Origin of the sequence: Bartonella tribocorum (genome assembly GCF_002777915.1) — a bacterium.
Taxonomy (GTDB): Bacteria; Pseudomonadota; Alphaproteobacteria; order Rhizobiales; family Rhizobiaceae; genus Bartonella; species Bartonella tribocorum_A.
In genome coordinates this window covers 1-17,336 of record NZ_NJGE01000026.1, presented here as the reverse complement: position 1 = coordinate 17,336, position 17,336 = coordinate 1, and the positions used below count along the sequence as shown (strand labels likewise).

The 17,336-nt window shown below is 40.5% G+C and carries 4 protein-coding genes; 1 reads left to right on the top strand and 3 read right to left on the bottom strand.

Features of this window, described 5'->3' with window-relative positions:
• The 3 genes from CER18_RS08465 to CER18_RS08455 form a co-directional block, all read right to left on the bottom strand.
• The coding region (locus CER18_RS08465) for a hypothetical protein (protein ID WP_100129574.1) at positions 1 to 344 on the bottom strand (344 nt) is incomplete at its 3' end.
• Positions 341 to 8,473, bottom strand: a complete 8,133-nt coding sequence (locus tag CER18_RS08460; RefSeq protein ID WP_100129573.1) for a hemagglutinin repeat-containing protein — start codon at positions 8,471 to 8,473, stop codon at positions 341 to 343. The genes CER18_RS08465 and CER18_RS08460, both read right to left, overlap by 4 nt.
• Before the next feature lie 24 nt (positions 8,474 to 8,497).
• Entirely contained in the window at positions 8,498 to 10,060 is a 1,563-nt protein-coding gene (locus CER18_RS08455; RefSeq protein WP_245410078.1) for a ShlB/FhaC/HecB family hemolysin secretion/activation protein, read from the bottom strand.
• Between the two features lie 871 nt (positions 10,061 to 10,931).
• Here CER18_RS08455 and CER18_RS08450 point away from each other — a divergent pair.
• Complete coding sequence (locus CER18_RS08450) at positions 10,932 to 15,917, top strand: DEAD/DEAH box helicase (protein WP_100129571.1); 4,986 nt, start codon at positions 10,932 to 10,934, stop codon at positions 15,915 to 15,917.
• Positions 15,918 to 17,336: the final 1,419 nt, after the last annotated feature.

The following is a 17,336-nucleotide window of genomic DNA, read 5'->3' as shown; positions in this document are numbered from 1 at the left end:
TCAACACTTCGCTTCGGAATAACAGCACCAGGACGACAAATGGGGAGGTTATTATAATTATAACACCAATATGGCCCCCCTGATTTTCTACGGAAACCAGCTTGAAGCATGCAAGCATCAATGGTGGCTATTTCATTGTCGCTTAGCGTTTTGTTTTCTGAATCCTGATCAATAAGGCTTGGCATGCCACATTCTAGCAAGACTTTTCCTACCTCAGTAAAGTTCGCTCCTGGCTTCTTCCACACTGCCACTTCTCCTGGAGAAGGTTTGTCSATATTTGATATGTCACATCCAGTAATACTTAATAGAATGAGCAGGCTCAATAAGTTAAATCGTATTTTCATTTTTTGTTCCCTGTTCTCGTGGAATAAAATTTTATAAAATCAAATGAACCGTAATCACGTCTACAATCAGATCCTGCATCAGCATAACAATTATGGGTACTAGGATTATAGCCGATGATCGCTCCCCCCATCTCTCTGAGGGGTAGAATTAACGGATGTAATAAATCATATGGTTTGGAACGTACCCCATAAGCTGTAGGAAAATTAAAACCAATGATTGTACTTATGGGGTCTAATATATGGCCTTGTACGTAGACATATTTTTTTTCACCATCGCTTAAGTAATCTACTGTATTAGCTATCGATTGCGTGTGAGCTGCCGCCCCCAAAAGATAGAAGTCTGTTTTCTTGGCTATACCATGGATACCACGCTCTTCAAGGTCACGTAATCCATTACCCCCTGTCAAGGTACCACGGCTATGCATACTTACAATAGCCCCCTCATTGCCATAACGAGAGACAAAATCTTGGAATTTCTTCGTCGAATTACTCAAYSCCCCAATATTYCCTTCCAGAAACTTCTGATAAAACGCTATCCCTAACTCTACCAGCGGATCTTTAGATTGTGGGAAATATGTAAAATACAGATGACCATTGTTATAAACAGCCATTTGGACGGCATTACGCGCTGCATCATCAGGGGAATTAAAAATGCCATTGTAGAACATATAAACATTGCCATCAGAGCCTTTTTGTAAATGATTTTCTTCCTCTGGTTTTAAAAAGTTATACAGAGTAATATATTTTCCATCACTGCCTTTTATATACTCTCCATTTTCATCGGTTAAATAGAGGACATTGCCATTTTCATCATGCGCAACCTCACCCACTGGGTGGTCAACACGCAATACAATTTTACGCACTTTATCCCAATAACCAAATCCTTCATCTGATAAATCATTGATCATATCTAGGCGATTATGCACTGCTCCCTCAAGTGATGTGGCGTCTATCGGTGCGACAGCTTGGTGGGCTGCTGCGGTGTTGCGGTTGAGTGCATCAATGATTTGTCCAGCATCTTGCCCCATCGCCCTCTGGTTGCTTTCACCGGTTAAGATGATGATACCATCACTGATAGCCGATTTGGTTTCACCTTCTGCTCCATCCTTGGCTTTACCGTGATTTAAAACATTCTTGGCAATGTTTTTTATCGTATCATTTCCAGAAAGGCTAAAACCATGGCTGCTGGCAAGAGCATGCGCACTGTTGGTGATATCACTGGTGCTGATGCTTCCGGTGGTCAGTTTATTTTTGTTCGCCGGTGCGGTGCTGCCGATAATACCTCCGGTCATGGTTGTTGCACCCGCCACTGTAATATCAAAGCCACCTGCCCCTGCTTTAATGCCGGATTGTTCCACAACGCTATGATAATCACTAGAGGATTTGTCCTTTTGGAAAGAGGCGCTCATTGAACCTCCACCACCCGTTGCTCCAGCACCAAAGCCAACAGAAACAGAATTTTGCTTGCTGGAAGTTTTTCCGGTATCGCTCTGGCTAGTAATGCTGAAATCACCACCAACATTCATCTCTACACGGTTTGCAGAAACCACGGCGCCTGCAAATGTAGTATTTCCCCCACTGTTGGTATGAACAGTGCTGGTGCCTATAATATGGCTGTTCTTGTGTTGCAGTTGTTCACTGGAGCCTTCCCCTTGACTAAAAGCAGTATTGCCCGTTGCCCCTGCGCCACCCGTGCCATAACCGTAGCCAACACTCATTGAATTACTTTCACTGCTATTTTGCGTGCTTTGCGTGTTTTGCGCACTTTCAAAGAGGATATGTTGTTTTGCATCCAAGGTGATATTACCGCTCTGTTCATCATTGCTCAGCGTATAAATCGGGTTTGTGCCGGCGATAATATCAGCGCCAATACCATGGATGCTGCCTTTGTTGGCATGCATGTTGATAGAACGCCCACCTTCTATTGTTGTGGTTACCGCGGTGGAGTCTTGAGAAGAGGCTTCTGCTTTCTCGCTCTTAAAGCCCACGCTCACACTGCCAGATGCACCAGACATATTAGCAAGAACATCCTTGGTGGATCCCCCAAATCCACCTAATCCACTACTCAGCCCTTTGGTTATATTTCCCCTTTCCCCTGTATTACCACTCAACCAATCAACAAACTCCCTGCCTTTGGTAAAGAGGTGATTGATTTTCATGCCGGTCAGGAGGCCATTCATAACTGTGTTATTTCCATCCTTATTATTCATGCGGTCTGCTGAATCTTTCAAGCCTTGTACCGTGCCAAGAACACCAATATCCGCAGAGGCTGTCACACCGGCAAAGGTTTTTTCATGTGTTTCTTGTACATTAGAGGTATCATAGCTTTCCGATAGGGTGATATTATTGCCAGCATTAATGTTGACATCACGGTCTGCCGAAACATTTGTCGCTTGTAAATTCACATCATTGCCGGCATTAAAATTCGCATCATTGCCCGCATGGAAATTGGACGGCGTATTCGTCTTTTCCCATTGATCGCCCGTATCTTTATTGCTCTCAACCCCAACACCCACAGAAGCACCACTTTTGCTTTTTTCAAACTGAATCCCAAAGCCTGAACGTTCTTCCTTTGAACTTGTGCTATGACTATTGTGACCAGGCAAAACATTCACATCACGGACTGCCGAAAGCTTAATATTTTCCTCTGCAATAAAGTCAGAACCCACCACATTCACATCTTCTTTTTTGGCGGTGATGGTGATATTTTTACCATTGAGCGAAGAACCTTGATGTTCAAAGCTTTCTTCATTCTCTGTCTTTGATTCACTCCCAAATATCGAAGCAAAGCCCTTGCCTGATCCCACACCAAAACCCGTTTCATGGGTTTCTGAATGGCTGCTATGGTGATCTGTCATGCCATCAATCGTCACGCTTTGTCCTGCCACATTGATATCTTCATTGGCAATCATATGAGAAGCCGTGATTGTGGTATCCCCTTGTGCGTCTAACACAATATTGCCCGTCGCCCCCAGAATAGAGGAAACCGTTGTTGTATGGGATTGAGATGTATCGGAAGATTTGCTACTCAAAAATCCACTTTTTGAGGATTGTGCTTGCTGATCATACTTTTCTTGCGCCCCTTTGATGAGAATATTGCCACCAGAGTAAATTTTAATATCGGCTTTTGCTTGGTCTTCTGGCGTTTCTCCTGTTTTTCCGGCTGTGAGCATCGAGGCAACAACTTCCGTGTTGTTTCCTGAATCAATGGCAACACCTTTGCCCCCAGATATGAGTGAACCCACAACTTGGGTCGCATCAATCTTGTTATGCTGGGATTTGCTGCTACTAAATGCTCCCCCCTCTTTATGGTAGGACATCTCATACTGTAAACTATTTTCTGCATTGTTGATGAGAACATCGTTGCTGGCTTTCATCCCAACCTTGCCATCAGCCGCAATGAAACTGCCCGTGATGGTGAGATCATGTGGTTTGCCATCCTGCCCCGCAATAGCGGTAAAATCGCCCCCAGCATTGATCGAAGAGCCAACGGCTCGCGAGGCTTGCATATCCACTTTTAGGTTTTTATTCTGAAGATGATACGCCATCTCATCGGATTTGGTATCTATTGTGATATCCCCTTGAGCACCAAGAGCAACATTGCCCTTCGCATCGATATCGGACGCAGAAACATGGATATCTTTTCCAGAGAGAACAGTGGTCTCTTTTCCAGAACTTAAATGAGAGCCATTGTGCACAGCAACATGGGAGGTTTGTTCCCCCCGATGGCTATTGGCACTGTTGCGCGTGGCATCAATCGAAACATTTTCTTTTGCTTGTAAGAAAAGGTTATCCGTTGCTTGAACCTTAGAGCCTAAAACATGCAAATCTTTTCCAGAGGAAAGCGTTGTTGAGCCGCCAGAATTAACTTCTGATTGTTGGTGCATGGTGGCATCACTATGCTCGCTGTAGTGATGGGTTTCTGTTGCGCCTATCGTTAAGTTACCTTCTTCTGTAACCATGGCAAGATCACCCCCTGTGGTGACCTTCACCCCTGAGGCTGTGATATCTTTTTTAGCAAGAACTGTCGCATTGCCCCCAGCAGACAAGGCATGGGTGTTTAAAACAGTTTCCACACCATCAACCGTTGTGCGCCCTGCATCCAAACGAATATTGTTTTCTGCAAGGATAACAGCATCACCACCAGCAGCAAAATGCCCTCCTTGACTGAGGATATCCCCGCCATGCACATTCAATTGGTGATTTGCCGCAATACGCCCTGAATTGATAATCGTTGAAGTGCTGGTATTTTGGCTAGTGATATTGACATCATCGCCCATGATCAAAGCCCCAGCAGAAACAAAGGAGGCTCTGTCTTTTTCTGGAATGTAAAGCACCGGTGCATAAACATCCATGCCCTTGACCTGTTGACGAACATAAATCACCATCGGTGCTTCTAAACTTGCCAATTGTTCTTCACTTAAAGGCTCACCAAAGACAAGATTGTGGGCTTTGGCATAGTCTGCTCCTGCATCCAGCAAACTTTTGACTTGTTCAATGGCATCACTGCCTGGAATAAAGGAGCCTTTACCCAAACCTTGGCCAACCAAATCACGCATTTGTTTTTCAATCAGTTGCTTTTCGAAATAAGCATCCCCTAAGAAAAAAATCTCCCGATCTGGCTTATAACCAATTCTGTTCAAAAAATAGGCTGAACCATAAAACTTACCGACATCAAGGAAATCTGCTCTCGTTTCATAAAGGAAATTCTGTTGAGGCAACGTGCCCCCAACACCCCCCGATTGGGGCTTTGGCAAAGGCAAAGTGCTGCCCTCAGCTAGTTCTTCTGTACCATTGAGATCCACTTTTGGTGTAAACAAAGCACCAGCCCCGGTTAAACCGTTCAGCGCCTCCAGTGGATTACCCCCAACCGCTTTGGCTTCAAAATGCGCATCCCCTGTAATGGACCCTTCGGCTGCCTTGTTGTTGAGTTGATCGACCACCAAATTCAACGTGCCACCCGCTTGCACAAGACCAGGAACAGTATCGAGAACTTCCGAGCCAGTCTGGCGATTACCGTTATTGGCTATATCAAGACTAACATTACGGCTGCCATCGGCGTTATAAGCATAACAATAAGCATCTGTATTGGCATGACAACCAAGATAAGTATTTTTATAGGCTGTTGCCCCTACATTGGTCAGCACATTGGCATGGATATCCGCATTGCCTCCAGCTCTCATGATGCTATAGTTATTCTCAATGGTATCAGCGTTAATAATAAGATTGCCGTGAGATTGGATCATTCCCTGAGCCGCCGGTTTATGCGAAAACGTCTGCGTGACAGTCTCCTCGGTCATGTGCGACCAATCTTCGTTTATTGACCCCCAAAATCCTCCTTCCCAGCTATCACCATTCCATGCATACTCTGCTATGGATTTTCTTGTATCATTGTATTTCCAAGTAAATGCCTTATAGACCGTTCCATCTTTTAGAGTTGCCGTACCATAGGTTTCTTCTTGGCTAGACCAAAGTTGTTGCTCAAATATAAAGTTCTTCTTATCTGTACCAAACGGCCACTTAGAATGCTTTCCTTTACCCCAACTATTCGATCTCGTATCATAATATAAAGGCCGACCATCGAGAAAATTATATTTGTCTGGTCTTTGGAATGAAATATCGTTATATTCCTTTTTTTCCTCTATTTTAGGCGTACTATCGGCTTCATTTTGCAAGTTTTTTGTTTGGATGTTTAAGTTTCCCCCTACCTGAATTAAACCCGCTTTATTGACAAGGGAAAGGCTCTTTCCGCTGCCTGCCGCATTGGTAAAAGATAAATCACCCTCTGCCATAACGACACCAGCATCATTCAACAAAGCCCCATCAACTTTGAGAGCACCATTGCCCTTCACGTAGATTAAGCCCGTTTTGCTGTTGGTCGCATCACCTGTCACGCTAAAGGCTAAATTCTGCCCCGCTGCCAATTGACCACTATTGTGCAACTCCCCTGTTTTGATGGCAAAATCTCGTGCCGCTAAAACCGATGTTGTCTCATCAACCAGAATACCTGGAGCTATAAAAAGAATATTGCCAGTCCCCCCCTGATCTATCACAGCTTGCAACCGTGCATGGTGAATATCAAGGACATTGGTGCTGTTAAAATCTAAACCACCATACGTTAATTCACTCCCCGAGACATCAATATGATCTGCAATTAAATACAGCGTTTGCGGCGTGTAAATATGAGAACGATTATTACTTAAATCCAGTCTCGGTGCTGTCAACCTCACATCCCCCAGAACAGACAGCACATTCTCAACACTGATCCCTCCTGAAACGGATGTTAATGTTGCACTGCCATACCCTATGATCTGATCATAATAAATGTCGTTGCCAGCAAAAAGGTCAATATTTTCACCACTGATAATATGTCCAACCTTTACCCCCCTTTGTGCCGTGATAGAAAGGGAACCTTTATCATAAAAAACAAGCGCACCTGTAGGATTCCAAGGGCTCACCTGAGAGCGAACAAAATCTAACCCTGTCATCAATGTGCCTGCATTAAGGCTGCCACCCTTTAAAACAGCATCTCCACCCGCCATCAACGAAGAAAAATCAACCGCTCCACCATCAATATCTACCCTGCCATAAGCAATCAGTTGTCCAAAATGAACTCCAGCATCAGGTTGTGTATGAATGACAACATTATCATGAGAGAGAATTGTTTGAGAAACAGATAGCCCGTTATGAGAAACCAGTGTGATATCTCCCGCTCCATAAATGCTTTCCGCAGCTATCGCACCTTGACGACTCTGGAGATCAACACCCCCATGGCTTCCCAAAACAAGATTTCCAGCAGCCCCCGTTGCTGCCATATCAACCCCACCGGCTAAAAGATACGCCCTGATATCACCACCGGCATGGGCTTTTAAATTGCCCCCAGACAAAACAGTGCCAGCAATGGTCAGATCACCACCCGTTTCAAACGCCATATCAGCCCCTGCCCCTAGCCCAGAGACTTTGATGGCTTCACGTGAAGACAGCTTCATATTGCCCCCAGAGGTCGCTTGCCCTGCAAGGGTTAAAAGCCCTTCTTGTGCCTCTGCTGTAAAATGACCATCCGCCCCAACAGTTTCTAATGTCACATCTTTTTTTGCCGCAATATCAATATGCTTTTTAGAGGTGATGTGTTTTGCCAAGATGCTCTGGCTTTTCGACTTAAGAACAACACCCCCATGACCAAAGACACTCTGTAGGGAGATTTTTCCATCCGCAGAAAGATGTAACTGCCCCGCATTGGCCGCCATATCATGGCGCATGCGAACCCCAACACCTTTTTCGGTTGCCACAAGTTTAATCTGATCCGCCTGGAGAGCCCCCAAAGCAGAACCATCTATCGCATATTCTGGCTTACCAGTAATATCGGTGAGCTCCTTCATCTCACGAGAAGCATAGTCATAACGACCCGTTCCAGCAACAACCCCAATATCCTTCCCCGCAACAGGACCTTCAAAATGCACTGTGCGCGATACAATATCAACGATATCAACCGCCCCTTTTCCTGAGAAAAAATTTGCGCCCTTGGCTCCAAAAGTGATATCCCCACCTCGCACCACAAAACCTTTTAGAAAACCAGATGCATCAATTTCCGCAACACCGGTGGTTAAGGTCGCATGGGGCGTATTGATAAACCCACAACCATCACAACTGATCCCATTGGGATTGGCTATAATCACATCGGCTGAGCGCCCAAAAACCTCTCCTGGACCATGAAGCGCACTGCGCTTACTGCTGGTCACTTCATTTAAAATAACCTTCGCTGAACCGGTAACACGCAAATGCGGATTGCCCGGCATAATGCCCCCCAATTGCGATTGCCCTACTTCTTGCGCATGATTGTTCCAAATCACACCTCCATTGCCAATATTAAAATCATTATATTTATTGTGCGATAAACCGCTGCTGTTGGGGGTAACAATATCAATGGAAGGAACCCCATTGGGCGCTGCCACAATATCAGGGCGATGGGTGGCACTCGCGTTCGCATCAACGGCAATTTGCGCCTGTAAGGCTGAAGGGACTAACAAACAAGAAAAACCAAGCCCCCCAAATAAAACCTTCTTGAGCATCGTACTAGAAACTAAAACGCTTAATAACTTTGCTCTTTCTTCTCTCTTCTCATGTCCCATGCTTTTACTCCCCAATAAATACGCTTAAAGTTCCATTGCTAATGTCATAAAAAATGTGCCTGACTTCTTATGTTTGACTGTGCTCCAGAAAATACTGGAATAACTGGCATCAAGAGAAACCATCCCCCCTGCAAGCTTGATGCCTGCTGTCCAACCGGCAAGTTGCTCATTCGTAAATCCATACAAAGCTTGCGAAAAAACACGACCATAGTCCAAACCAACATAAGGGCGAAGTTCACCCAAAGTCTTTTTGAGCGTCGCACTATTGCTCCACGGAATGGTTCTCAGCATCAAGTCATTACGGGTAAAAAAACCGTTATTGCCAAAAATCAAACTCTCGCGCGTACCACGAACATTGGAAGCGCCTCCCAACGAAATCTGCTCTGCAGCCAATAAATTATGCGGTGAATATTGACCACTCAAAAGATTGCTCAACAGAAAATTCCACTCTCCAACCTTAAAGGGTGTCATAACGCTCAGTGTGCCAGTAAATTTTGCAAATTGAGGCTCCCCATCCCCCGCTCCTGGAGCATGTTTCTTTACAGAATGAAAAAAGGGAAGTCCTTGCAAATAGCTCACATCAAAGGTCCATGTTCCCCCGAACATCTGACGCGAATGCGAAATGCCAAAGTTGGCGACACTATATTGACGACTGCCCACTTCAATCTTATTGCCAAGAAGGTAGTTGTTGGTTCTTTTATAAGAAAGACCCACATTCAAAGTTGTCAAGGAAACACTATCGCGGTGAAGAACCCTGCTTGTACTGGCGTGTAACTCACTGGAATCGCCTGTCGTTTCAATATCGGTAAAATTGCCCTTGATAATGCTTTGATAATTATAAGCAGTGCCATTTAAACCAAAGGTCCAATAACCATAGGGGATACTCACACTTGCTGAAATGTTATTGCTATGTCCTTCTTGTTTACTCCCACCCCAATAATCTGATTGACTGCGTTGATAGCTAAAATCCCATGCATCATTGAGCCCTAAAATATTTTCCAACTTTAAGCCCGCACTATAACGCGCGTAACCCGTGGAGGATTGTCCTAAATTGTCATGGGAAACACGAACCTTGAAAGCTTTCTCCGGTTGATTGTTAATATTGACAATGGTGCTCCCCTCTTCACGACCTGGGAGAAGTTCGCTTTGAGCATGTGCTGAAAAAAGTCTGTTGATTTGATCAAGCCCCTGTTCAATATCGCGCATATTCAGAATATGCCCTTCCAAACCCGGAAAAGCACTCCACACAACATAATTATGAGAAGAAGCTGGCAAACCATTGTAATAAATATCCGAAAGCTTGCCCTCAACAACAACAAATTTGAGCATCTTGCTGTTTTTGATATCCTGATCAGGGATATAAAAACGCGCTGTAACATAGCCTTGATCCAAATAAACCTTGGTTAACTGCTTGATTAAGAGCTGGATATCGACAAGACCGATACATCTTCCAACATAGGGATTTGTTACAGCGGCTATAGCGCTCTTCTTGATATGATAAACCCCATCAACAACTATATCATGAATTGGAAAGCAGTACCCACTCCCCAAAAGTGCTCCTTGCTTTCCTTCAGAAGGCCTTGTCATACCGTGAGGCGTTAAAGCCCGTAAATTCTCAATTCTTTCTAATTGCTGCTTTTCTGAATATCTGCGAGAAAAATTATCTGTTGGAGAATGAAAAACAGCCGGGGACCGCGCATAAACCGTTAGGCCACTCAACAGGACAAACAATACTAAGACAAGAAAAAACCTTAAAAAACTCTTCCAATGTAAAAAGATGAATAACAATACAGATTGCCCCGCTTTGCACCATTCATGAAGCGTTCTATCGCTTCATCAACCCTCATTGATAATAGAAATTAAAACAGTCACAACCCTATGATGCTTTTAATAAAAGCACATATCTTTGTAACTAAAGACCAAGTGGCTAAACACCTTGATTGTAACCGTGTGAAGATATTTTCCCCCCATACTTATACTCTCAGACCTGTAACCAAAATTGTCCAGAAAGTCAATGTGTAAGCCTCAATATCCCCATCAATATAAAGGATAAATTTGCTAAACCATGTCCCCTTATTCATAGAACAAACCTTCAAAGCACTCCCCATCATTAGTTTTGAAGTTTTTTTGGAGGGGGTAATAACCGACAAAACCTATTTGTAAAATTCGTGATAAAACTTATCAAAATAGTCATTCTGATATCTTAAAAGCACATAATGCATTTGTCTTTTTTATCCATAAAACGAATAGCAAATTTTACTACTTTGCTGATCTTATTCCATGTCATGGGCTGTTGATAAGCAGCCTTTTAAAATCCCCTTTTGAAAAAATATCCGCTTTTTTTAGCAGTTTTTTCCCATTTTTATCGTTATTTGCTTTAAGTGCGTTTTATTGAATTCGTTTTGATTCTTTTGATGATTATTGATCATCTCTTAAGGCAAGGGATTTTTATTACAATATGCTGCAATCTGTTAACTCTGATAATGAACACGTCACTTTACGCTCTCTGTTGGAATATTATCGGCAAAAAGCTAAATCACCCCGTGAATTAGGAACCATGTTTGAAAATCTTGTCATGGTTTATTTGAGTGAAGACCCGCTTCAAAAGCAAGAATACGAAAAGGTTCAGACTTATTTGGAATGGGCGCAAGAGCATGATGAAGATGGAACTGATATTGGGATTGATCTGGTGGCGACAATCCGTGATGAAGGTGGTTATGCGGCTATTCAATGTAAATGCTATGATGCTTCTCACATCATTAAAAAAGAAGATATTGATAGCTTTATTGCTGCCTCGGGMAAAAAGATCTTCACCCGCCGTATACTGGTTGATAGCACCGAAACAGATTGGAGTGACAATGTTGAACTGACTTGTGAAGGACAAGAGGTTCGTATTCAACGGATTAATCTATTTGATTTGGAAAACAGTCAAATCGATTGGGGGGCTTATAAAGAACAAGGACAAGCTGTTCTTAAAGAGAAACCGAAAAAAAAGCTTTTAGATCATCAGAAAGAAGCCCTTGAGAAAGTCTGTGAAGGTTTACAAGAAGCAGACCGTGGCAAGCTGATTATGGCATGTGGAACGGGGAAGACTTTCACCAGTTTGAAGATAGCAGAAACCCTTGCTGGGAAAGGCAAGCGTGTGTTGTTTCTGGTCCCTTCTCTTTCTTTAGTCTCGCAAACAATCCGTGAATGGACAGCCGATGCACAAATCCCGTTGCGTTCCTTTGCGGTTTGTTCGGATACGAAAGTAGGCAAGCGTCGTAAAAACCAAGATGATATTGTTGGCATGGAAACATCAGATCTTGTTCTCCCTGCTACCACGGATGCACAAGCCCTTGCCAAAGAAGCTTGCGAAAGCCTAGCAGATGCAATGACGGTGGTGTTTTCAACTTACCATTCTATCCAAGTGATTTCGGATGCGCAAAAGGATCATGGATTACCCGAATTTGATTTGATCATTTGTGATGAAGCACATAGAACAACTGGGGCTGTGTTAGGAACAGACAAGCGTGAATCTGAATTTATCAAGGTTCATGATAACAGAATCATTCGGGGTAAAAAACGTCTATATATGACAGCAACCCCCAAAATCTTTACAGATAAGATAAAAAGGAAAGCTGACCTATCTGATACTGTTCTTGCCTCTATGGATGACGAAAAAATTTATGGCAAAGAACTGCATCATTATACATTTGCGGAAGCTCTAGAACATAAACTGTTATCACCTTGTAAAGTTATCATATTAGTTGTCAATGAAAAAGAAGTAAGCCAATCCATTCAACATCTTATTACCGATAAGAATTATGAACTTATTCTTGACGATAGGACCAAGATTAATGGCTGTTATAGAGCCCTTACCAAAATGGATCTGAAACTTGATCTTGAAGATGACCCCAATCCCATGCGTAGAGCTTTAGCATTTTGCAAAGATATTGAGACTTCTAAACGCATATGCAAGGAATTCAAAAAAGAAAAAGTTCAAGAATTTTTACGCGCTCTTCATAAGAACTATAAAGATACTCCTCCTCTTAACTGTACCTTTTCTCACATTGATGGAACCTTTAGTGCTAAAGAGCGTACAAAACAACTTGACTGGTTAAAGGAAGATGCGGGGGAAAATACGTGTCGTGTACTTACCAATGTACGCTGTCTTTCTGAAGGTGTTGATGTTCCTGCTCTTGATGCTGTTCTATTTTTACACCCGCGAAAAAGTCAAATTGAGATTATTCAAGCAATAGGACGTGTCATGCGTCGAGCAGAGGGTAAAAAAAGAGGCTATATCATTCTACCCGTTGGGGTACCGGCTGGCATTCCACCAGTACAAGCCTTGGAAAATAATCCGAAATATGATGTCATCTGGCAAGTCGTCAATGCTTTGCGTGCCCATGATGAGAGTTTTAATAAAATAATCCACCATATGTCCATAAAACAGGACGTAAGCTATGCCCTTGATATTATTGTTCCTTCTCAAAAGGCTACCTCAGAAGATACAACTGTGGTTATTGATGACTTACCTATACGCTCAAAATCAGAATATTCAGGACTGAACATTGGATCACCAACTTATGAATCCTTTCACGGATATAAACCAGAAGAAGAATTATCCCTTTTTTCTCAATATCCGGATGTCATTAGAGCAGCTATTGTTAAGAGAAATTACGTCCCTAGCTATTGGAAAAGATGGGCAACCAATGTTGCTGATCTTGCTCAAAATCATATCACACGCTTAACCGAAGTTTTAACAAAATCAGAAACGGAAACGCGACGGGTGTTTAATGGTTTTATGACCGAATTACGTAACAATTTAAACACGACCCTCTCAGAAGAAAATGCGATTGAAATGCTTGCACAACATCTTGTGACACGTCCAGTCTTTGATGCTTTGTTTGAGGGACATCAATTTGTTCAAGAAAATCCCGTCTCTTATGCTTTACAACGCGTACTCAATATCCTTGATAAAGTTACTCTTAAAGAAGAATCTCAAGATTTCAAAACTCTCTCTAGGAATGTACAATTTTACACACGAGGAATTACAGGTCTTGAAGCACAACAAAACTTAATTGTAAAGCTTTATAATGAATTTTTCCGTTATGCTTTTCCGCGTACGGTAGAAAAATTAGGAATTGTTTATACGCCCATTGAGGTTGTTGATTTTATCATTCATTCTGTTGATGATGTCTTGCGCAATGAATTTGGAAAAAGCTTGGGGTCACGGGGTGTTTCTATTCTAGACCCTTTCACTGGAACTGGAACCTTTATCACACGGCTTTTACAATCCAATCTCATCAAACCAGAGGATATGGAATATAAATACCGTTACGATATCCATGCCAATGAGATTGTTTTACTCGCTTATTATATAGCAGCCATTAACATTGAAGCAACCTATCATGGATTGATGAAAGGTGATTACATTCCTTTCAAGCATATTGGTTTGGCTGATACGTTTCAGACGCTTAAAGAAAAAAATTTGATAGACGGTATGCTCAAAGAAAACAGTGAATATTTAGAACTTCAAAAGAAACTAAATATCGAAGTTATCTTTGGTAACCCTCCTTATTCTATAGGACAAAAGAGTGAAAACGATAATGCGAAAAATACTCCTTATCCGATTTTAGATAAACGGATCAGTGAAACTTATGCGGCTCAATCGAAAGCAAGTCTTATACGAGGTCTGTATGACAGCTATATACGTGCCATTCGCTGGGCTAGTGACCGTATAAAAGACCGTGGTGTTATTGGTTTTGTTACAAATGCCGGTTTTATTAATGGAAGTTCTATGGATGGGTTACGAAAATGCCTCGTTGAAGAATTTAGCAGCCTTTATATTTTCCATTTACGAGGAAATGCGCGGACTTCTGGAGAACAACGTAAGAAAGAAAGTGGTGGAATTTTTGGTGAAGGTTCTCGTGCCCCTATTGCTATCTCTATTCTCGTAAAAAATCCAAATGCTCAGCAGCATGGAAAAATATATTTTCGTGATATTGGAGACTATCTCAATAGAGAAGAAAAGCTCACGATAATTGAAAAATTTAGGAGTATTGATGGCATTACACGAAGTAAAAAAGGTTGGCAAATAATTACACCGGATAAGCATGGGGATTGGCTTAGTCAACGTGATGACAGTTTCAAATCATTTTTAGCTATAGGTGATAAAGGTGATAAAAAAGGTCATGGTAAAAAATTTTTTGAAAATTTTTCTTGTGGAATTATCACTAGCCGTGATGCATGGGCATATAATGCAAGCCGTGAAGCTTTAGCAAAGAATATGAATAACATGATTGCATTCTACAATAGTGAAGTGGAACGTTTTAATGATACTTATGTACATGCTGATCATAAAGCACGTACAAGGGCTGTAAATGATCTTATCAATACGAATGCCGAAAAAATCAGTTGGAGTCATAATGTTAAACAAGAATTGGTAAGAGAAACAATCTTTGAACTTGAAGAAAAATGCTTCACACAAAGCCTTTACCGTCCTTTTACACGACAGTGGTTTTATTATAATCGCGTTTTCAATGAAAGAGTTTATCAAATGCCGCGGATATTTCCTATAGGGCAAACGGTTGAAAATAGAGTGATACAAATTACAGGTATAGGAGCAAATAAAGATTTTTCTGTTATTATGATTAAGACAGTATCTGATTTTCATGTGATAGAAAATGGACAATGTTTTCCACGCTATATTTATGAAGACACTACGGTTTCAAAAAGTAAAAATGAAAAACAATCCCATTTATTTACAAACTCTATAGAGGAAAACCAAACAACTGGTTTACAGAAGCGTGATGCTATTACTGATGAAGGTCTAGACCATTTTAAAGCTGCTTATCCTAATGAAACCATAACAAAAGATGATCTATTCTATTATGTTTACGGTCTTTTGCATTCGGAAGATTATCGCTCTCGTTATGCTGATAATTTATGCAAAGAATTACCTCGCATTCCTTGTGTAAAGAGTGCTGATGATTTTTGGAAATTTGTAACAGCAGGGCGTGAACTGGGTCATTTGCATATGAACTATGAAACTGTAGAACCTTATCCTGTAACCTTTAAAAAAGGTGATCCAAAACTCACTGATATCCCTAATCCTGAAAAATTCTATTATGTTACAGAAATGAATTTTTTTGGGAATAGTAAAGTAAAAGATAAATCGACAGTTTTTTACAACAGCAATGTCACAATGACAGATATCCCTCTTGAAGCTTATGAATATATCGTCAATGGTAAATCCGCTCTTGAATGGGTTATGGAACGGCAATGTGTAAAGACTGATAAAAAGAGCGGCATTGTTAATGATGCCAATCGCTATGCTGTTGAAACCGTTGGAAACCCTGCTTATCCTTTGGAGTTGTTTCAAAGGGTTATTACCGTAAGTTTAGAGACAATGAAAATCGTTAAGAACTTACCAAAATTGGAAATAAGAGAAACTGAATAACTTATAAAGCATGCTCACATAATGGGTATGATAAACTCATAAGGGGTATAGGGTCTTATAACATAATCTATACCTCTTTTGTTAAGTTGATTAGATACAATCCTAATATGCATTATTCTAAAAAGAAATCATTTGCACTTTTAGATACTCTTATTTAGATTGCTTTAGGACTTTTAAGAAACCCTGTCTTAAAGTGAATTAGATTTTTTTACATTGCCTTTAAGAGGTTATACCGTAATCTAAAATGATAGCTTTATTGTTTTCAAAAGCTTTGTTTAAACAAAGTTATGTATATTCATTTCTCTATAGGTTTTGAAGGTGTAAAAATCGTCAAAATCCCTACAAAACATATACCATTAATTGAATTTAAAGGTTGTATTATCAATATGAGTTGTTTTTTTAAGATCTGTAAAATCTTAACATATTGAAAAATAACATTTTTAATTTTTATCGTTTTTTTATCTAAAAGGAGCAACCGTCAAAACTCAAAACCCCGTCAAAACTCACAACCATAATGATCTTTATAGCATTTCTTATGAGTTACAAACCATCTTTTGAAAGGCTTTAAAGGATCACATGCTTTTTATAAAGCACGTTGTAATCATTCTCTAAATCATAAGGTTATCATTCAAAAGAACTGATAAATTCATTAAAGAGATTTCGATAACGTAATCAGTTTCTTTTCATAAAACGCATTTTAATCACTCACTCAAATAATCTATTTTGTCAGTTCAATTTACTGACACATAACTGACAAGTTTTAATCAACTCACATCATTGGTTATCTTTAAAGATTGTACTCTTGATATGAGTTATGTTTTTTAAATAATAATCTATTGAAATATAATGTTTTGAATTTTTACTCATTTTAAAAAAATAATATAAGGTCTAAAAAGGACTGACAAAACTGACACAACTAACAAAAGTCTATTAAAAGGGATTTTGCTAATCTTTATAATTATCGATCTCTTTTTAGATATTTTCATAAGTGTTTTCATAACAGTCTATAAATCGCAATTATCCTATTTATCGTTTCTCTTATGAAAATAAAAAATGATGCCATGGCTATAAAGAGGATAACAGCTATAGAAAATGCGTAAAAACAGTAGCTTTATTTGAATAAAGCAAAAATGCAAATGAATGCATTGGTTATAAAGACCATCTCTATAAAAAGCTGTTAAGTTGCAAATGTGTTATAAACAAAATTCACAAAAAATTTTAAATTCATTTAGTAAAAAAACTGATAGGTTATAAAGATAAAAATACGCATTATGAGAGCGTTTTTAAATATTATAGATGTATAGATTCAAAACATAACGCAATCGTTTCAGAAAGCCCATAATATAGCTTTAAACGCATATAAATATAAAAGAAGCAATTCATAATCATAAGATATTATCAATACACAACGTATTTAAA

Excerpts from the sequence above, each read along its gene's own strand:
- CER18_RS08455 (WP_245410078.1), bottom strand. The coding sequence starts at position 10,060 with ATGACAAGGCCTTCTGAAGGAAAGCAAGGAGCACTTTTGGGGAGTGGG.